The organism is Mycobacterium sp. IDUB_1, assembly GCF_055419625.1.
In genome coordinates this window covers 192,061-210,100 of the sequence record NZ_JBVAYA010000001.1, presented here as the reverse complement: position 1 = coordinate 210,100, position 18,040 = coordinate 192,061, and the positions used below count along the sequence as shown (strand labels likewise).

Here is an 18,040-nt window from a genome sequence, read left to right as displayed (position 1 = left end):
GGTCACGAACCCGGGGTGAGGACCGCCTTGCCGGTGCGCGTCCCGCCGCTGCGATCGATCCAGGTGAGGTCGACGACGTCGCCCGGGTAGTGCCGGTCGAGCAGCGCCGGCAGCGACTTCGACGAGTCGAGCCGCACCCCGTCGACGGAGATCAACAGGTCGCCGTCGGCCAGCCCGGCCTGCTCGGCGGGGCCGCCGCGCAGCACCTCCTGGATGACGACGCCCGATTCGCCGCTGTCCGCGGCGCGGATACCGACGCCCAGCAGGACCGGCGGTCCGATGTGCACGCTGTCGGAGGCAGCCCCGGCGCGGATCTGGTTGGCGATCGACATCGCGTCGTTGATCGGGATCGCGAAACCTTTTCCGCCCGGTCCCATCCGGAAGTTCACCGAGGCGGCCGTCGTGATACCGACGACCTCGCCGTCTCCGTTGACGACGGGACCGCCAGAATCACCTGCGCGCACCGGCGCGGCGAACTCGATCAGGCCGGTGATCTCTTCGCTGGAGCCGGTCAGGCTGTCCTCGGCGTTCACGGTCTGACCGAACGCGGTGAACGTGCCGGTCTCACGGGTCAGTGGGGCCTGCGTGCCCGAGGCGTTGCCGAGCGCGACGACGGGTTCGCCGGGCACCAGGACGTTGGAGTCACCGATGCGGGCCGGGGGGAGCCCGCCGGCACCCTGCAGCTGCAGGACGGCGACGTCGCGCTTGCGGTCATAGCCGACCAGGGTGGCGGGGTAGGCGCGCCCGTTGACGGTGCCGGTGATGCTGTCTGCGCCCTGGACGACATGGAAGTTGGTCAGCACCTGACCACCCGGGTCGATCACGAAGCCGGTACCTGCGCCGATGACGCCCTGATAGTTGACCTGCGTGTCGATCCGCACCACCGACGGCTCGACCTGCGTCGAGACTGCGACGAGATCAGTGGGGGCGGCGGCAGCCGGCGCCACGGGGGCGACAAACGCCAGCACTGCGGTCACTGCGGCCAGGGCGAACCTCAGCCGGGGAAAGGAACCCATAACAGTCAATAGTGGCCGTCGGACGAGCTGCTGTCGAACGAGATCGTGCTTGCTCAGTCCTCGACCGCCACAGAACCGCGGGTACGGCGACGCTTGCTGAGCAGGGTCCCTTTGCCGCTCGGGCGCTTGTTCTGGAGCTTGCCGGCGGCCTCGGAGTCGTCCGTGTCGGAATCGTCAGCAGGTTCCGCCTCGGCGACCGGGGCGGGCTCCTTCGTCGTTTCGTCATCCGTCTCGGCGGCGTCATCCGCCGCGTTCTCTACGTCACCGGCCGCGGCGTCGGCACTGTCCGTGCTCTCGTCGCTCTCTTCGCTCTCTTCGCTCTCTTCGCTCTCGTCGTCGTTGTCGCCAGTCGTGTCGGCCTTGCGGCCCCGTCGCGACGTGCGCTGCTTGACCTTCACCGGTTTGGGCGGCGGAGGCGGCAGCTCGGCGACGAAGGCCAGGTAGAACGCCAGGAATCCAAGGAGGGCGACCGCCGCGGCGGCGCCGTAGATGCCGAACAACCACTGTCCGGCGCTGTCGAGCGAGATCCAGATCTCGGCGATCGCTGCCCCGATGATCAGTGCCGCGGCCAGCACGTGCAGCACGATCGAGGCGGTGCGCAGCCGCAGCGCCGCGTGGGGCACGCCGAATTCCGGCCGGCGGGTGCGCTGCAGCGTGAACACGACGGGGAGCGCGGCCAAGCCGATCAGTGCGCCGGTGACGATCCGCAGCGCGGTGCCCAACGTGTGCGAGGTGTCGCCGAGCAGTTCGAACGTGCGGGGGAGGACGAAAAAGTAGTAGAGGACACCTGCGGCAACGGCGAACGACACGTGCCAGACCACCGCGACGGTGCGGCCCATACTCCTCCTCGATCGTGGTGCCCGGGGTGCGACGACGTGGGTGAACCGGTCGATCGCACCCCGGACGAGTGCGGAGGATGCGGGATTTGAACCCGCGAGGGCGTTAACCCAACCCGCGTTCCAGGCGAGCGCCATAGGCCACTAGGCGAATCCTCCGTCGGCAATCGTAACCGACCGGCATGGTGGCTCGAAAAATCCGCCACCCGTTAGACTCCTCGTGGACCCCGCGCGGCGTCCATCCTGTGAACTCCCCCAGGGCCGGAAGGCAGCAAGGGTCAACGGGCTCTGGCGGGTGCGCGGGGTCCCCTTCATGTCATGCACAGACGACGGGAAAGGCGAGCGGTGTCGTTTCAGTCGCTGAGCCGCGAAGAGCTGGCTCAGCAGCACGAACTGCAGCAGCGCAACTACGTCGAGCTGCAGGCCAAGAAGCTCCAGCTCGATCTCACCCGCGGCAAGCCGTCGCCGGCCCAGCTCGATCTGTCCAACGGCCTGCTGAGCCTGCCGGGCGACGGCCCGGATGCCTTCCGCGACCCCGACGGCACCGACACCCGCAACTACGGCGGCCTCCACGGACTTCCGGCGCTGCGAGCCATCTTCGGCGAGCTGCTCGGCATCGGAGTGTCGAACCTGATCGCGGGCAACAACGCCAGCCTCGAGTTCATGCACGACGTGGTCGTCTACTCGCTGCTGCACGGCGGCGTCGACTCGCCGCGACCGTGGATCGACGACCTGCGTGACGGCACCGGTGTGAAGTTCCTGTGCCCCGCGCCCGGATACGACCGGCACTTCGCGATCACCGAGAGTCTCGGCATCGAGATGATCACGGTGCCGATGCGCGAAGACGGACCCGATGTCGACCTGATCGAAGAGCTCGTCGCAGCGGACCCGGCGATCAAGGGCATGTGGTGCGTGCCGGTGTACGCCAACCCCACGGGTGCCACCTATTCGTGGGAAGTGGTCCGGCGTCTGGTCCAGATGCCCACGGCGGCAGCGGATTTCCGTCTGATGTGGGACAACGCCTACATGGTCCACACGCTCACCCTCGAGTTCGCCAAGCAGGTCGACGTGCTCGGCCTCGCTGCGGCGGCGAATCATCCGAACCGGCCGCTGGTGTTCGCCTCGACCTCGAAGATCACCTTCGCCGGCGCGGGCGTGAGCTTCTTCGGCGGATCGCTGGGCAACATCGCCTGGTACCTGCAGCACGCGGGCAAGAAGTCGATCGGACCCGACAAGGTCAATCAGCTTCGGCATCTTCGCTTCTTCGGCGACGCCGACGGTGTGCGCCTGCACATGCGCCGTCACCAGGAGCTGCTCGCGCCCAAGTTCGCGCTCGTCCAGCAGATCCTCGAGGACCGCCTGGGTGAGTCGAAGATCGCGTCGTGGACCGACCCCAAGGGCGGCTACTTCGTCAGCCTCGACGTGCTGCCCGGCACCGCCAAGCGCACCGTGGCGCTGGCGAAGGACGCGGGTATCGCGGTGACCGAGGCCGGCGCGTCCTTCCCGTACCGTAAAGACCCGCAGGACACCAACATTCGTATCGCGCCGACGTTCCCGGGAATGGCCGATCTGCGTGAGGCCATCGACGGTTTGGCCACGTGTGCGTTGCTGTCGGCGACCGAGTCGCTGCTGGCGGAGAAGTAGTCGGGGTAGGTCGGTAGCCTGCTTTCGTGGCTCTCTACCGTAAGTACCGTCCGGCGACGTTCGCCGAGGTCGTCGGCCAGGAACACGTCACCGAGCCGCTGTCGGTCGCGCTGAACTCGGGCCGCATCAACCATGCGTACCTGTTCTCCGGGCCCCGCGGATGCGGGAAGACGTCCTCGGCGCGCATCCTGGCCCGCTCGCTGAACTGCGCCCAGGGGCCTACCGCCACTCCCTGTGGAGTGTGCGATTCCTGTGTGGCCCTGGCCCCCAACGGCCCCGGCAACGTCGACGTCGTCGAACTCGATGCGGCCAGCCACGGCGGTGTCGACGACACGCGAGAGCTGCGCGATCGCGCGTTCTACGCCCCGGCCCAGTCGCGGTACCGCATCTTCATCGTCGACGAAGCGCACATGGTCACCACCGCGGGTTTCAACGCGCTGCTCAAGATCGTCGAGGAGCCACCCGACCACCTGATCTTCGTGTTCGCCACCACCGAGCCGGAGAAGGTGCTGCCGACGATCCGCTCGCGCACCCACCACTATCCGTTCCGGCTGCTGGCGCCCCGCACCATGCGGTCGCTGATCGAGAAGATCGTCGCGTCGGAGACCGTCGACGTCGACGACGCGGTGTATCCGCTCGTCATCAGGGCAGGCGGTGGTTCACCGCGAGACACGCTGTCGGTGCTCGATCAGCTGCTCGCCGGGGCCGAGGGAAACCATGTCGCCTACCAGCGGGCACTGGCACTGCTGGGCGCCACCGACGTCGCGTTGATCGACGACGCGATCGACGCGCTGGCCGCCGGTGACGCCGCGGCGCTGTTCGGCGCGGTCGAAGGTGTCGTCGACGCGGGCCACGACCCGCGGCGCTTCGCGACGGATCTGCTGGAGCGGTTCCGGGACCTGATCGTGCTGCAGGCCGTGCCCGACGCGGTCGCCCGCGGCGTCGTCGACGGCGCCGAGGACGAACTGGACAGGATGCGGGAGCAGGCGGCACGGATCGGAACGGCCACGTTGACCCGCTACGCCGAGGTGGTGCACGCGGGGCTGGGGGAGATGCGCGGGGCGACGGCGCCGCGCCTGCTGCTCGAGGTGGTGTGCGCGCGCCTGCTGTTGCCGTCGGCCAGCGACACCGAGGCGGCGCTGCTGCAGCGGGTGGAGCGCATCGAGACCCGCCTGGACATGTCGATCCCCGGCGATGGGACCAGCGCCCCAGCTGCCGCGGCACCGGTCAAGCAGTACGTCCGCAGGACCCAGACCGCCGACCACGCGCCGGCTCCGGCGGCCCCACCCGCTCCGGCGGCGACAGCCCCGGCCGCGCGACCACCTGCTCCTCCGGTGGTGCCGACGCCGCCGCCACCCTCACCTCCCACGCCCACGCCCGAACCCGAGCCTGAACCTGCTGCCGCTCAACCGGTTTCGTCACCGCCGCCGGTGCGCCAGCCGGCGGCACCCGCGGTCGAGGCGCCCCCCGTGACCCCGGCGGCGACCGTCGCCGCCGGCGAACCGAACGCGGCGGCCGTGCGCAGCATGTGGACCACGGTGCGTGAGAAGGTCAGGGAGCGCAGCCGCACCACCGAGGTGATGCTGGCCGGGGCCATCGTGCGTGCGGTCGAAGACGGCACGCTGATCCTCAGCCACGAATCGGCACCGCTGGCCAAACGGCTGACCGAGCAGCGCAATGCCGACGTCATCCGGGAGGCGCTCAAAGACGCGCTGGGGGTGAACTGGTCCGTGCGCTGCGAAGTCGGGTCCGCACCCGCAGCGGCGCAGGAGGCTCCCGCTCGGCCGCGCCGGATGGCCGACGAACCGCCGCCGCCGCCGGATGGGGATGACGAGGCGAGCATGCTGGCCGAAGCCGACACCATCGATCCCGCCGCGCCCCGCCGGGATCCGGAGGAGGCGGCGCTGGAGTTGTTGCAGAGCGAGTTGGGCGCGCGCCGCATCGACGGTTGAGCGGCTACGCGCTCCACCAGGGCCGCAGCGGCAGACCGCCGTCGCCACCCCGCTCGTCGAGTTTGACCGCCAACACCTGGTGCAGCTGAATCGCGTTCTGCTCGAAGCCGACGCGTGAGCCCGCCATGTACAGGCCCCACACCTTGGCGGTGGCCAGCCCCACCTCGGCGACCGCCTGGTCCCAGTTGTCGACCAGATTGCGGCACCAGTCCCGCAGCGTCATCGCATAGTGGTGGCGCAGATTCTCCTCGTGCAGAACCTCCAAGCCGACGTCCTGGACCTCGGTGATGATGCGCCCGGATCCGGTCAGCTCCCCGTCGGGGAACACGTAGCGGTCGATGAACCCGCCGGCGGCTGCGCCGTGCCGGTTGTCGTGCCGGGTGATGCAGTGATTGAGAAGGAGCCCGCCGGTCCGCAGTTTGGACTTCAAGAACCGGAAGTAGGCCGGATAGTTCGCCACACCGATGTGTTCGGTCAGGCCGATCGAGGACACGGCGTCGAACTGTGACTCGCGCACGTCGCGGTAGTCGCAGTGGCGCACCTGCGCCAGATCTCCCAATCCTTCGTCGACGATGGCCTTCTGGGCCCAGTCGGCCTGCTGACGCGACAGCGTGACGCCGATGGCCTTCACACCGTGGCGGGCGGCGTAGCGCACCATGCCACCCCAGCCGCAGCCGACGTCGAGCAGTCGGTCGCCAGGCTTCAGCCGGAGCTTCTCGAACACCAGCCGGTATTTGTTGTCCTGCGCCTCTTCCAACGACGCATCCGGGCTCGGATAGCAGGCGCACGTGTAAGTCATCGACGGGCCCAGCACCCACTCGTAGAACGTGTTCGACACGTCGTAGTGGTGATGGATCGCTTCTGCGTCACGAGTCTTGCTGTGCCGCAGCCCTTCTGCGACCCGACGCCAGCGCGGCAGGGCTTCCTGCGGTGGCGGTGAGATCGGTTTGAGGCGCTCGATGCCGATCGAGCGGACGATCTGGGCCATCACGCGCGCGGGTGGCCGCTTGAAGTCGAGTTTCTCGGTCAGCGCGTTGAGCAACGGGTACGGGTCACCCGGGTGGACGCCGTGCATGTCGAGGTCACCCGAGATGTAGGCACGCGCCATCCCCAGGTCGCCGGGGGCGGTGGCCAGATACGTTGTGCCACGCGGGGTTCGCAGATCGAGTCCGAGTTCGGCATCGGCGGGCCCGGCGCTGCTGCCGTCGTAGGCGGTGAACTTCAAGGGCTGGGTGCCCGAGGCGAAGATCTCCAGGATCTCGGCCAGGCTGAGTTTGGGGGCCTCCGTGGCCTCTCGAAAAGTCGTCATTGTCGCCGCACCGCCTTCGCATACAGGTCCAAGAACCGTGAGTCCGGGTCGTAGGTCTTCTTCGCCGTCGTGTACACCTCGCCGCCGTAGAGCTCGTCGAAGTCCTCCCGCGAGTAGAAGGCGTCCGAGTACAGGGACTTGTGCCCCGCGAGATCGCTGACCTTGCGTTCGATCATCTTGTTCGTGTACCCCTCCTCGGGACCGATAGGCACCGAGGACCAGAATCCGACGTTGACGTAACTGTGCTGCGGCCGGATCGGGTACAGCGGCCAGCCGCCAGCTGAACTCGTCGATTCGCGAAGCCGCAACGGGCACAGCCAGATCGGTTCGATCGGGACGGTGTCCAGGAACCAGTCGACGAAGGCGGCGGTGTTCTCGATGGGCACCTCGATGTCCTGCACCACCCGCTCCCGTGGCGGCCGTCCGTTGCGCTTCTCGATGCGGTCGGCGATGTCGAAACGCTGGTCGTAGCCGATCAGCTTCCAGTAGACGCTGCTGCGTCTGAAGCGTCGCGGCCAGAGGCGCCGGATTCTGGGGTCCTGGGCGCCGAAAGCCCGTGAGCACCAGAACCAGTCGGTGTCCCAACGCCACAGATAGTCGTGGATCGTCAAACGGTCGTGCTTCTCCCCGGTCGGATGCTGGATGGACCGGTAGTAGATCTGCTGGCCGGTGTAGTCGCTGACGGGGCCGGGCGTGGCCGATTGCGTGCCCAGACTCAGGTAGCTCTGGTCGGTGGTGAACACCACACCGTCGAGGTAGTCGACCCGCTCGCCGTTCCAGCCGCCGGTCTCGATGATGCGATCCATCGCCTCCACGAGCTCGGTGACGGAGTGAAATCGAAGGTGCCGCAACATCACGAAAGGCTTCACCGGCTCCAGCTCGATCTTCAACCGCACCGAGTAACCCAGCGTGCCGTACGAATTGGGGAAGGCGCGAAACAGGTCGGAGTTCTCGTCGACTGAGGCACGCACGATTTCCCCTGTGCCCGTGAGGATGTCCATCTCGAGCACCGACTCGTGCGGCAGACCGTTGCGGAACGACGTCGACTCGATACCCAGCCCGGTCACGGCGCCGCCGAGGGTGATCGTCTTCAACTGGGGGACGACGAGCGGTGAGAGTCCGTACGGCAACGTGGCCGCGACGAGGTCTTCGTAGGTGCACATGCCGGCGACGTCCGCCGTGCGCGCCGCGGGATCGACCTCGATGACACCGGTCAGGCCCGAGACGTCCAGACCGGGCGCGGTGCTCTTGGCTCGGGCGCGAAACAGATTCGAGGTGGGCTTGGCCAGCCGTACGGTCGCACCTACCGGGATGGCCCGGTAGCTGGTCAGAAGCCGCTGCACACCATCGGCGTGCGCGGCCCATGCGTCGATCGAGCCCACAGCCACACATATACGCTAGTCCGCGGTTGCATCCGGTGCGACCGCACCCGACTCGACGACAAGGAGTTCCACCGATGGGACAGGTCAGCGCGTCCAGCACGGTTCTGATCGACGCCGACCCCGCGACAGTGCTCGGCGCCGTCGCCGATTACGAGGCGATGCGTCCGAAGATCCTGTCCGAGCACTACCGCGGTTACCGCGTGCTCGAAGGCGGTCAGGGCGCAGGAACGGTCGCCACGTGGACACTGCAAGCCACGAAGTCGCGCTCACGTGAGGTGAAGGCCACCGTCGACGTAGCGGGCCGCACGGTGATCGAGAAGGACGCCAACTCGTCGATGGTGACCAACTGGACGGTCGCACCGGCCGGTCCGGGATCGTCGGTGACGGTCAAGACGTCCTGGCAGGGTGCCGGCGGCATCGGCGGGTTCTTCGAGAAGACGTTCGCGCCGATCGGTCTGCGCAAGATCCAGGCCGAGGTGCTCGGAAACCTCAAGCGTGAGGTCGAGGGCACCGAAGCGGTTCAGGACGTCTAGCGGTTCAGGACGTCTAGCCGCGCTGGGCGCTGAGGAAGGCCACTACGCCGCGCACGATCGCATCGGCGTACTTCTGCCGGCCCTCGGGGGACTTCATCAAGCCCGAGTCGATCGGGTTCTTCATGTTCCCGCATTCGACGAGGATCGACGGGTACTGGGCGAGGTTGAGTCCGGCGATGTCGGCGCGGGGATTGAGCCCCGAGGACCCGATGTAGGTCGCGGGCGGGATCCCCGAGCCCGCCATCGTGTCGCGCATCACCTGGGCGAACTGCACCGCGGGTCCGGCCTGCGCCGCGTTCAGCGGCGGCGACGAATACAGCACGTGGAACCCGCGCCCGGTGGACGGACCGCCGTCGGCGTGGATCGACACGACCGCGTTCGGCCGTATCGCGTTCGCCATCGCGGCGCGCTCGTCGACGCAGGGTCCCGGCCCACTGTCGTCGCCGCGCGACATCGCGGTCCGCACCCCGAGTCCGGTCAGCGCCTGTCGGACGCGCAGCGTCGTGTCCCAGGTGAACGTGTGCTCCGGGTAGCCGTCGTCGGTGGCCGTGCCACTGGCCTGGCAGTCCTTGGTACCGCCGCGGCCGGTGGGGACCTGGCGGCTCAACCCCGCCATGGACGCCTGGTGGCCGGGGTCGAGGAACACGATCATGCCCGCGACGTTGGACGGTGCGGCGTGCGCCGGCGCGGCGAGCGTCGACGCCGCGACGAGCAGCCCGGCTACGGTCAGGGCGCCGACACGGCGAGTGGCTCGGAGTAGCACGCCGCCACGGTAGACCGCGCGCGGACTACGCTGGAAGCCCTGAGCGCTGCTTCGGCGCGAGCGCAACCAAGTCGAGACCGACACGCAATCAACACGCAAGAGGATCAGCATGCAGCCCGGTGGCCAACCCGATATGTCCGCACTGCTCGCCCAGGCTCAGCAGATGCAGCAGCAGCTGATGGAAGCGCAGGAATCGCTGGCTGCCTCCGAGGTGCACGGTCAGGCCGGCGGCGGTCTCGTGCAGGTGACGATGCGGGGCAGCGGAGAGGTGGTTGGCGTGGCCATCGACCCGAAGGTCGTCGACCCGTCGGACGTGGAGACGCTGCAGGACCTCATCGTCGGAGCGATCGCCGACGCCGCCAAGCAGGTCACCATCCTGGCCCACGACCGGCTGGGCCCGCTGGCCGGCGGCATGGGTGGCCTCGGCTTGCCGGGGATGTGACTTGTTCGAAGGACCCGTTCAGGACCTGATCGACGAGCTCGGCAAGCTGCCCGGGATCGGTCCCAAGAGCGCCCAGCGGATCGCTTTCCACCTGCTGTCCGTCGAGCCGCCGGACATCGACCGGCTGACCGCCGTGCTGAACAAGGTCCGCGACGGCGTGACGTTCTGCGCGGTGTGCGGCAACGTCAGCGACGAGGAGCGGTGCCGGATCTGCGCCGATCCGCGCAGAGACGCATCGCTGGTGTGCGTGGTCGAGGAACCCAAGGACGTGCAGGCCGTCGAGCGGACACGGGAGTTCCGCGGGCGCTATCACGTGCTGGGCGGGGCGCTCGATCCTCTCTCAGGCATCGGGCCCGACCAGCTGCGTATCCGGGAGCTGCTGAACAGGATCGGCGAGCGTGTCGACGGGGTCGAGGTCGCCGAGGTGATCATCGCGACCGATCCCAACACCGAGGGGGAGGCGACCGCGACGTATCTGGTGCGGATGCTGCGTGACATCCCCGGGCTGTCGGTCACGCGCATCGCCTCGGGTCTGCCGATGGGCGGGGACCTGGAGTTCGCCGACGAGTTGACGCTGGGCCGCGCGCTGGCGGGCCGTCGTGCCATGGCCTGAGTGCCATGGCCTGACCTGTTCGCGTGATCGGTCGGCGTTGTCGGTGGCTGTTGACACCATGACCGCATGAACAGGGTCATCCTCGGCGGCGAGGCCGTCCGGGCGGGAGTGGCGACCCGGCATGAACTTCGCCGCGACTACACGACGCTCTACCGGGGCGTGTTCATCCGCAACGGGGTAGAGGTCACGCTGCGGGACCGGGCGGTCGGCGCGTGGTTGACGACGGGCCGTACGGGAACGATCGCCGGTGTCGCGGCCGCGGGGTTGCACGGTGCCCCGTGGGTGGATGTCGATGTTCCGATCGACGTGATCGGCGTCAGGCGCTCCCCCCGCGAAGGCGTGGTCGTCCACACCGACGTGCTCACAGACGACCAGATCACCACTGTCGGCGGGCTGCCGGTGACCACGCGGGTGCGTACCGCGTTCGATCTCGGGCGTCACCTCGGCCGCGCCGAGGCGTTGGCTCGGCTGGATGCATTGATGTGGAATCAGCGGTTCGATGTCGCCGAGGTCGTCGAGCTGGCGGATCGTTTCCCCAGGGTGCGGGGTGTCGCGCAACTGCGCGAACTGCTGCCGCTGGTCGACGGCGGTGCCGCGTCGCCGCGCGAGAGTGCGATCCGGCTTGCGCTGCACGACAACGGCTTTCCCTGTCCCGAGACGCAGTATCCGGTGCTCGACGGATCGCGGCCCGTCGCATTCCTCGACCTCGCCTATCCGGAGTACGGCGTCGCGGTCGAGTGTGACGGCGACGACCACCACGTCAAGGACATCGCCGGCCTGCGGATGCTGGAGCAGCGTGAGTGGATCGTGATCCGGGCGATCGCCGAGGACCGTCCCAGTGCCTGGCTTGCCCGTGTCGCAACCGCGTTGCGGGACAGGGGTTGCCAGCTGCCCGCGGCGCTCGTCACGACGCAGTGCGCGTGACGGCCTCGTGCCGCAACCGAGCGGTGAGCCGACGGTACCCGTTCAGGTTCACCAACCCGCGGTGCTCCGGTGCGCCACGCAACTGCAGGTCGGGATAGCGGTCGAACAGGGCCCGCAGCGCGGTCACCGCCTCGTTGCGCGCGAGCGCAGCGCCCAGGCACACGTGGATGCCGCTGCCGAACGCCAGGTGGTCGCGGGCGTTGGGGCGCGTGATGTCGAAGCGGTCGGGTCGGTCGAACACCTTGGGGTCCCTGTTGGCTCCGCCGAGCAGCAGCACCACCGCGGTGTCCCGCGGGATCGGCACGCCGGCGATCTCGGTGTCGCGGCTGGCTTGACGCGCCGTCATCTGCACGGGGCTGTCGAAGCGCAGCATCTCTTCGATCGCCGACGGCCAGAGGTCGGGATCGTCGCGCAGAAGCGCGAGCTGGTCGGGGTGGTTCATGAGCGCGACGATGCCGTTACCGATGAGGTTCACGGTCGTCTCGACCCCGGCGCCCACGAGCAGCGCCGCGTTCGCGCGCAGCACCCGATCGGTCAGCCCGCTCTCGAGTGCCATCGTGCTGAACGGGGTGCCGTCCGAGCCGCCGGCGCGCAGCCGACGGAAGTGCTCCCGCATGTAGGCCTCGACGTCGCGCAGCTCGGTGATCGCGCCGCGATACGCCGACCAGGTGATGCCGATGTCGAGCAACGGGGCGATGGTGTTGCCCCAGCGGAGAATTCGGGCGCGCTCCGCGGTTGGCACGCCGAGCAGGTCGCTGATCACCGCGGCCGGCACCTGAGCGGCGTAGTCCCCGATCAGATCGACCTCACCGCGCCCGTCGAGCCCGTCGAGGAGCTCGAGGGTCAGCTCGTCGATGCGGGCGTCGAGAGTGGCGATGGCGCGTGGGGTGAAGCTGCGCGCCACCATCTTGCGATAGCCGGTGTGCACGGGCGGGTCGGTCATCAGCATCGACGGCGCCTCGACGGGGTTGGGCAGCTCGGGGTCGAGTCGGCGGACGACCCGCGCGAGAGCGTCGGGCAGGCCGGTCTCAGACGGATCGGCCACGCGGAAATCGTTGTCGCGCAGTATCTCCCGGCAGACCGCGTGGTCTGCGGTGACCATCACCGCTGGCGTCTGCGTCAGGGGGCCGCCCGCGCGGATCTCTTCGATGCGACGCAGCCGACCCGCAGAATCCTCCCGTCCGAGGGTCAACGCCGCCATCGGTTCCCCGTGGCGAGCTCGATAGGAGAGAAAGGCCCGCGGGAGCCCGTGCAGCGCTGTCCAGCGCATCCAGGTCGATAGGTTGCCAGCCATACCTCGACGGTAGGCACTCCAGCGCATGGGCGCATCGGCCCAGGAGCTGATCATGATCTCCTACCCTGGTAGGAGACCGACCGCCGCCCGCAGACGGTTCCGCGGCTGCGGGACCGCTCCTAGACTGGGTCGATGCTCGATGCGCTGCGGCACCGCGTGCGCGTGTACGCCGCGCGCACAGTGCAGGACGTGCCGGGCGGCTACACATGGCCGTTCGTCGTCAGCATCGACGTGACGATGGTCGTGGTGGCAGTGATCGCGGCCCTTCAGCGGCCGTGGTCGCACTGGTGGCTTGCAGCCGTCGCCGTGCTGATCGGTGTCCTGCCCGACATCGTGTTCGTCGTCGCCGGCCGGCGCGTGCCCGTCACCGTCGAGGCGACGACGGTGTGGCTGGCGTGGATGGTGACCACCGCGGTGTTCCTTTTCGGCTTCCCGACCCCGATCGCCGGCGATTTCGCGCCGATCCTTCTCGGCCTTCTGACCGGCGTGATCGGTTCGTTCACCTCATCGCGGGGTGGGCTGCTCGTCGCCGTGTCGGCGGCGGTCCTGGTCGCGGTGGCGGCGATGGCCGGTCGGGTGGACACGCCGTGGCTGTACCTGAGCTTCGTCGCCATCGGCCTGCTCGTCGGCTCGCTGATGCGCACCCAGCAGGAGTTGCTCCTGGAACAGCGGCGGGCCCAGGCCAAACGCGCCGAGCACGCCGCCGCCGACGAGCGTCGCCGCATCGCCCGTGAGGTCCACGACGTCATCGCGCATTCCCTGAGCGTGACTCTGCTGCACGTCACCGGTGCCCGTCGCGACCTGCAGGTCGACCGCGACGTCGACGAGGCCGTGGACGCGCTCGAACAAGCGGAGCGCCTCGGACGTCAGGCGATGGCCGACATCCGGCACACCGTCGGCCTGCTCGACGACGCGACCAGCACCGCGGTTCCCGAGCCAGGAATCGGCGATGTCGCCGCGCTCGTCGACGATTTCGTGCAGGCGGGACTGTCGGTGTCACTGCGCATCACCGGCGACACCGGTCGGATCTCCGCCGCGGAAGGACTCGCGCTCTATCGCATCGCTCAGGAGTCGCTCGCCAACGTCGCCAAGCACGCACCCGAGTCGACGACGGCGGTCACCCTCGAGGTCGCGGGTTCGGCGACGGCGCTCACGGTCGTGAACCGGATGCCGGCTCTCGTCGCCGGCGCGCGCCGGCAAGACCGGCAGGAAGGGCGAGGCATGCGTGGGATGCGCCAACGGATCGAACTTCTCGGCGGCACCCTGGACGCGGGCCAGGACGGCGGGCAGTGGTCGGTGCGCGCGGTGATCCCGAGCGGCACGCTGTGACCACCGAGATGGTGAGCGCGTTGCTCGTCGACGACCAGGAGTTGGTGCGCTCGGGCCTGCGGCGCATCCTGCGCCGCCGTGACGGGATCGCCGTCGTCGCCGAGTGCGCCGACGGTGACGAGGTGCCCGGCGCCGTGGCCGAGCACGACCCCGACGTGGTCGTGATGGATCTGCGGATGAAGCGCGTCAACGGGATCGAGGCGACTCGCGCCCTGACCGAGGGTGGCGGACCGCCGGTGCTGGCGCTCACGACGTTCAGTGACGAGGAGCTGCTCTCGGGTGTATTACGCGCCGGGGCAGCAGGTTTCGTGCTGAAGGATTCACCGGCGGAGGAGCTCATCCGGGCTGTACACGCCGTCGCGCGCGGCGACGGCTACCTCGACCCGTCGGTGACGGCGCGTGTGTTGACCACCTACCGCACTGCGGCTACCAGCCCTGCGCCCGACGTGGTGCGGGAGCTGACACCGCGGGAGCTCGACGTGTTGACGCTGATCGCCAAGGGCCGCTCCAACAGTGAGATCGCCGAAGAGTTGGTGATCTCCGGGGTAACCGTGAAGAGTCACATCGGCCGCATCTTCGGCAAGCTGGGATTGCGGGACCGCCCGGCAGCGATCGTCTACGCCTACCGGCACGGCATCGTCGCCGCCCGCTGATCAGACGCGTCTGGGCGCCGCGAGACGTTCGCGCCGCAGCGTGTCGACCTCGGGAAGGTCAAGGGGGGCAAGCGGTCCCACCACCTTGGTGAGTAGGTAGTCGGCTAGCTCGGGGTTGCGCGCGAGGCAGCATCCGTGCAGATATGTTGCCACGATGCTGTCCTGCACCGCGCCGTCGAAGCCCGAGCCCGCCCGGTTGCCCGCGCCTTTGGTGACCGCGGCCAGCGGACGCGCCTGTGCGCCCAGATCGGTTCCGCCGCGGTGATTCTCGAAACCCGTCAACTGCTGCGTGAGCCCTTCGATCAACGGTGTCGAGGCCACCTCGCCGATCGTGCGTTCCGGCTGCGGCGATGTCGTCACGTCCAGCAGTCCGACTCCCGACACCCGTTCCCCGGCCGACGTCTCGTACCAGTGTCCCAGCACCTGGATCGCCGCGCAGATGGCCAGCACCGGGGCGCCGCGTGAAACCGCCTGTTGCAGGCCGGGATAGCGGGCCAGATGTTTGGTCGCGAGCCGCTGTGCGTAGTCCTCTGCGCCGCCCAGGGTGTAGAGATCCAGCTCGGCGGGCACCGGATCATCGAGCGTGATCTCGACGATGTCGGCGTCGATACCGCGCAACAGCAGGCGCTGACGCAGCACCAGCGAATTGCCGCCGTCGCCGTAGGTGCCCATCACGTCGGGCAGGACGAGTCCGATGCGGACCGCGGATTCGCTCATGGCAGCCGCCTGTTCAGCTGGAGGAACGCCGTGTAGTTGGCCAGGACCTCGACGTGGCCCGGTGGGCAGCTGCGGATCGCGGCCATCGTGTCGTGCACCAGCGTGTGCTCGACTCCGGCGTAGCCGAGGCGCACCGCGAGATCGGTGCCGCGTTCCCCGGCTGCGACCACCGGCACGTCCTCGAAGTGTTCGAAGCGGACGTCCCACAGCCAGGACAGGTCTTCGCCGTCGGGTACCTGTCCGTTGACCGAGATCACCACCCCCGCTGCGTCGCGGTCGAGCATCGACAGCGCCTCCTGCCATCCGGCGGGGTTCTTGGCCAGCAGCAGGCGGGCGGTGTGCGACGGGGCGACCGGCACGGTGCGGTAGCGGCCTGCCACTTCGTCGACGGCCGAGACGGCGGCGACGGCGGCGGCGGGGTCGGCGCCGAGGGTGACTGCCGCGGCGACGGCCTGGGTCGCGTTGCCGCGGTTGACGGTGCCGGGCAGGGTGAGCGTCATCGGCAGGCTCAGGCCGTCGGGGCCGTAGATGTGGGTGTCGTCGTACCACCAGTCCGGGGTGGGCCGGCGGAAATCGCAGCCCGTCGAGTGCCAGTCCGCTCCCTCGCGCACGATCACCTCACCCGACCGCGGGCAGCTCACCGAATCGCTGGCCCAGCCACCGCCGGCAGCCACCCACACCACATGGGGGTGGTCGTAGGCGGCCGAGGTCATCAGGACGTCGTCACAGTTGGCGGCCACCACGGCGGCCCGGTGGCGCGCCAAGCCCCCGCGCAGGGTCCGCTCGATGTGGTTGATCTCACCCACGCGGTCGAGCTGATCCCGCGACAGGTTGAGCAGCACGATCACCGAGGGGGAGACGGCGTCGCTGACATGCGGGACGTGCATCTCGTCGACCTCGAGCGCAGCCAGGGGCGCATCCGGCGCGGCGGCCAGCGCGGCCACCAGCCCGGCATCCATGTTGGCGCCCTCGGCGTTGGTCGCGACGGGCCCGACGGTGGCCAACGCCGCAGCTGTCATCCGGGTGGTGGTGGATTTCCCGTTGGTGCCGGTGATGACGACCGTGCGGCGGCCCTGTCCGAGCTGCGCCAGGATCGAGCGGTCGATCGTCATCGCGACGAGCCCGCCGATCATCGCCCCCGCGCCGCGGCCGGTGACCCGTGACGCCCAACGGGCGCCTGCACCTGCTGCGAGCGCCGCCCGTGCGCGTACCGAGACCATTCCCGGCAGTTTAGAGAAGGGGCCGACACGCGGCGTGGGGAGCAAGGCTTGTCGGGGCTGCGTGCCATCCTCGGGGGGTGAGCTCAACCGCCGTCAGCACCTGGGGCCGGCCCGCCGAGCAGGCGGGCGCGGGGTGGGCGGTCGTCGACGTCGAGACCTCCGGTTTCCGGCCCGGGCAGGCGCGCGTCGTCAGCGTCGCCGCGCTCGCGCTCAGTGACGACGGCAACGTGGAGAAGAGCCTCTACTCGCTGCTCGATCCGGGGGTCGATCCGGGCCCAACCCATATTCACGGCCTCACCGCGGAGATGCTCGCCGGGCAGCCGACCTTCGCAGACGTCGTCCAGGATCTGTGCGAGGTGCTGCGGGGCCGCACGCTGGTCGCGCACAACGTCGGCTTCGACTACGCGTTTCTCGCCGCCGAGGCCGAGATGGTGGGTGCGGCCCTACCGACGGACACCGTCATGTGCACCGTCGAGCTCGCCCGCCGGTTGGACCTCGGACTGGAGAACCTGCGGCTCGAGACTCTGGCCGCGCACTACGGGGTGACCCAGATGCGCCCCCATGACGCTCTGGACGACGCGATGGTGCTCGCGCAGATCCTCAAGCCGGTGCTGGTGCGCGCCTGCGAGCGGCGCGCGTGGCTGCCGGTGCACCCGGTGTCGCGGCGCACGTGGCCCAACGGTCGCATCACTCACGACGAGCTGCGTCCATTGAGAGCGGTGGCTACGCGGCTCCCGTGTTGCTTCGCCAATCCCGGCCGGTACGTTCCCGGGCGTCCGCTGGTGCAAGGCATGCGGATCGCGGTGGCCGCCGAGGTCGAACGTACCCACGAGGAGTTGATCGAGCGCGCGCTTCAGGCGGGCCTCGCCTTCACCGAGTCCATCGACCAGAACACGTCACTGGTCGTCTGCGATACACCGGAAGTGCAGCAGGGCAAGGGTTTTCAGGCGAAAGAACTGGACGTTCCGGTGATGGCGTCGGCGGAGTTCATGGATACTGTGGTGTCAGTCATAGGTGGTACCCAGGTCGAAGACTTCGTCGGCTCCGACCTGGGCGATGACCAACTCGCCTTGTTCTGAATCAGGGCGCTTCGCAGATCCGTCCCGGCGTGCATCCCGCGACGTCAGGCATCCCGTCCTGACCCGGCGGAATTTCCCCGACGATGGGCGGCGGACCGCCCTCGGGTGCCGTCGCGTCACATGCGGCGCCACGTGCGGCACCGCCCGGGTCGTCACACGGCACATTGGGCTGTGCACCGGCGATGGGTGCCATCGCGATGACCGTCGCGGCGGCCCCGGTCAGCATGGCTGTTCCGAAGGTGAAGAGTTTCATGCTGCTGTGAATTACCGGCGTGATCGCTGTTTAAACGGCCTAATCGTCGCGATGACGTAGACCCCGCACGGAAACTGTATC

18 protein-coding genes, 1 tRNA gene and 1 other RNA gene are annotated in these 18,040 nt (G+C 68.9%); 10 read left to right on the top strand and 10 right to left on the bottom strand.

The features are described 5' to 3' along the window. Positions 1 to 2: 2 nt before the first annotated feature. The 3 genes from ACZYYX_RS01035 to ACZYYX_RS01025 form a co-directional block, all read right to left on the bottom strand. On the bottom strand, positions 3 to 1,016 hold the full coding sequence (locus ACZYYX_RS01035) for a S1C family serine protease (RefSeq protein WP_463812547.1): 1,014 nt from the start codon (positions 1,014 to 1,016) through the stop codon (positions 3 to 5). A 53-nt stretch (positions 1,017 to 1,069) separates the two neighbouring features. After that, positions 1,070 to 1,855 (bottom strand): hypothetical protein, encoded by a 786-nt coding sequence (locus ACZYYX_RS01030; RefSeq protein WP_463812546.1) that lies wholly within the window; start codon positions 1,853 to 1,855, stop codon positions 1,070 to 1,072. Positions 1,856 to 1,926: 71 nt separating this feature from the next. Beyond that, positions 1,927 to 2,011 (bottom strand) — tRNA-Ser (locus ACZYYX_RS01025). 60 nt (positions 2,012 to 2,071) lie between these two features. Here ACZYYX_RS01025 and ffs point away from each other — a divergent pair. The 3 genes from ffs (at position 2,072) to ACZYYX_RS01010 (ending at position 5,448) form a co-directional block, all read left to right on the top strand. Next, an RNA gene (gene ffs / locus ACZYYX_RS01020) (signal recognition particle sRNA small type) lies at positions 2,072 to 2,166 on the top strand. A gap of 31 nt (positions 2,167 to 2,197) precedes the next feature. Further along, positions 2,198 to 3,496 carry an aspartate aminotransferase type Ic gene (locus ACZYYX_RS01015; RefSeq protein WP_463812545.1) on the top strand — a complete coding sequence of 433 codons (1,299 nt, stop codon included), beginning with the start codon at positions 2,198 to 2,200 and terminating at the stop codon, positions 3,494 to 3,496. Positions 3,497 to 3,522: 26 nt separating this feature from the next. After that, positions 3,523 to 5,448 (top strand): DNA polymerase III subunits gamma/tau, encoded by a 1,926-nt coding sequence (locus ACZYYX_RS01010; RefSeq protein ID WP_463812544.1) that lies wholly within the window; start codon positions 3,523 to 3,525, stop codon positions 5,446 to 5,448. 4 nt (positions 5,449 to 5,452) lie between these two features. Here the strand turns inward: ACZYYX_RS01010 and ACZYYX_RS01005 are convergent, their stop codons facing one another. After that, positions 5,453 to 6,757, bottom strand: a complete 1,305-nt coding sequence (locus tag ACZYYX_RS01005; protein WP_463812543.1) for a class I SAM-dependent methyltransferase — start codon at positions 6,755 to 6,757, stop codon at positions 5,453 to 5,455. Beyond that, positions 6,754 to 8,145: an FAD-binding oxidoreductase gene (locus tag ACZYYX_RS01000; RefSeq protein WP_463812542.1), complete on the bottom strand. Its 1,392-nt coding sequence runs from the start codon at positions 8,143 to 8,145 to the stop codon at positions 6,754 to 6,756. Before ACZYYX_RS01000 ends, ACZYYX_RS01005 begins: the two co-directional genes overlap by 4 nt. Before the next feature lie 68 nt (positions 8,146 to 8,213). On the opposite strand from ACZYYX_RS01000, the gene ACZYYX_RS00995 reads away from it, so the two are divergent. Further along, positions 8,214 to 8,672: an SRPBCC family protein gene (locus ACZYYX_RS00995; protein ID WP_463812541.1), complete on the top strand. Its 459-nt coding sequence runs from the start codon at positions 8,214 to 8,216 to the stop codon at positions 8,670 to 8,672. A gap of 13 nt (positions 8,673 to 8,685) precedes the next feature. Here ACZYYX_RS00995 and ACZYYX_RS00990 read toward each other — a convergent pair whose 3' ends face one another. Further along, positions 8,686 to 9,435, bottom strand: coding sequence for an Rv3717 family N-acetylmuramoyl-L-alanine amidase (locus tag ACZYYX_RS00990; RefSeq protein WP_463812540.1), 750 nt, complete (start codon positions 9,433 to 9,435; stop codon positions 8,686 to 8,688). 109 nt (positions 9,436 to 9,544) lie between these two features. On the opposite strand from ACZYYX_RS00990, the gene ACZYYX_RS00985 reads away from it, so the two are divergent. The 3 genes from ACZYYX_RS00985 (at position 9,545) to ACZYYX_RS00975 (ending at position 11,414) form a co-directional block, all read left to right on the top strand. Next, on the top strand, positions 9,545 to 9,877 hold the full coding sequence (locus ACZYYX_RS00985) for a YbaB/EbfC family nucleoid-associated protein (protein WP_463812539.1): 333 nt from the start codon (positions 9,545 to 9,547) through the stop codon (positions 9,875 to 9,877). Between the two features lies 1 nt (position 9,878). Then, a complete protein-coding gene (gene recR, locus ACZYYX_RS00980) occupies positions 9,879 to 10,490 on the top strand; it encodes a recombination mediator RecR (protein WP_048422551.1) in 612 nt (203 codons plus the stop codon). A gap of 66 nt (positions 10,491 to 10,556) precedes the next feature. Beyond that, on the top strand, positions 10,557 to 11,414 hold the full coding sequence (locus tag ACZYYX_RS00975; RefSeq protein WP_463812538.1) for a hypothetical protein: 858 nt from the start codon (positions 10,557 to 10,559) through the stop codon (positions 11,412 to 11,414). Here the strand turns inward: ACZYYX_RS00975 and ACZYYX_RS00970 are convergent. Beyond that, positions 11,395 to 12,708, bottom strand: coding sequence for a cytochrome P450 (locus ACZYYX_RS00970; protein WP_463812537.1), 1,314 nt, complete (start codon positions 12,706 to 12,708; stop codon positions 11,395 to 11,397). The two genes, ACZYYX_RS00975 and ACZYYX_RS00970, sit on opposite strands and share 20 nt — an antisense overlap. Positions 12,709 to 12,840: 132 nt before the next feature. On the opposite strand from ACZYYX_RS00970, the gene ACZYYX_RS00965 reads away from it, so the two are divergent. Continuing rightward, a complete protein-coding gene (locus tag ACZYYX_RS00965; protein ID WP_463812536.1) occupies positions 12,841 to 14,037 on the top strand; it encodes a sensor histidine kinase in 1,197 nt (398 codons plus the stop codon). Positions 14,038 to 14,045: 8 nt separating this feature from the next. Beyond that, positions 14,046 to 14,690 (top strand): response regulator transcription factor, encoded by a 645-nt coding sequence (locus ACZYYX_RS00960; protein WP_463814750.1) that lies wholly within the window; start codon positions 14,046 to 14,048, stop codon positions 14,688 to 14,690. Here ACZYYX_RS00960 and ACZYYX_RS00955 read toward each other — a convergent pair whose 3' ends face one another. Together ACZYYX_RS00955 and ACZYYX_RS00950 are read right to left on the bottom strand one after the other, a co-directional pair. Beyond that, positions 14,691 to 15,407: a type 1 glutamine amidotransferase gene (locus tag ACZYYX_RS00955; RefSeq protein WP_463812535.1), complete on the bottom strand. Its 717-nt coding sequence runs from the start codon at positions 15,405 to 15,407 to the stop codon at positions 14,691 to 14,693. It abuts the gene before it with no gap. After that, the gene (locus ACZYYX_RS00950) at positions 15,404 to 16,627 is read right to left on the bottom strand and encodes a MurT ligase domain-containing protein (protein ID WP_463812534.1); all 1,224 of its coding nucleotides are present in this window, start codon (positions 16,625 to 16,627) and stop codon (positions 15,404 to 15,406) included. The genes ACZYYX_RS00955 and ACZYYX_RS00950 overlap by 4 nt, the downstream gene beginning before the upstream one ends. A gap of 77 nt (positions 16,628 to 16,704) precedes the next feature. Between ACZYYX_RS00950 and ACZYYX_RS00945 the strand changes: the two genes are divergently transcribed. Next, entirely contained in the window at positions 16,705 to 17,706 is a 1,002-nt protein-coding gene (locus ACZYYX_RS00945; RefSeq protein ID WP_463812533.1) for a DEDDh family exonuclease, read from the top strand. A 1-nt stretch (position 17,707) separates the two neighbouring features. Here the strand turns inward: ACZYYX_RS00945 and ACZYYX_RS00940 are convergent, their stop codons facing one another. Continuing rightward, on the bottom strand, positions 17,708 to 17,959 hold the full coding sequence (locus tag ACZYYX_RS00940) for a hypothetical protein (RefSeq protein ID WP_463812532.1): 252 nt from the start codon (positions 17,957 to 17,959) through the stop codon (positions 17,708 to 17,710). Positions 17,960 to 18,040: the final 81 nt, after the last annotated feature.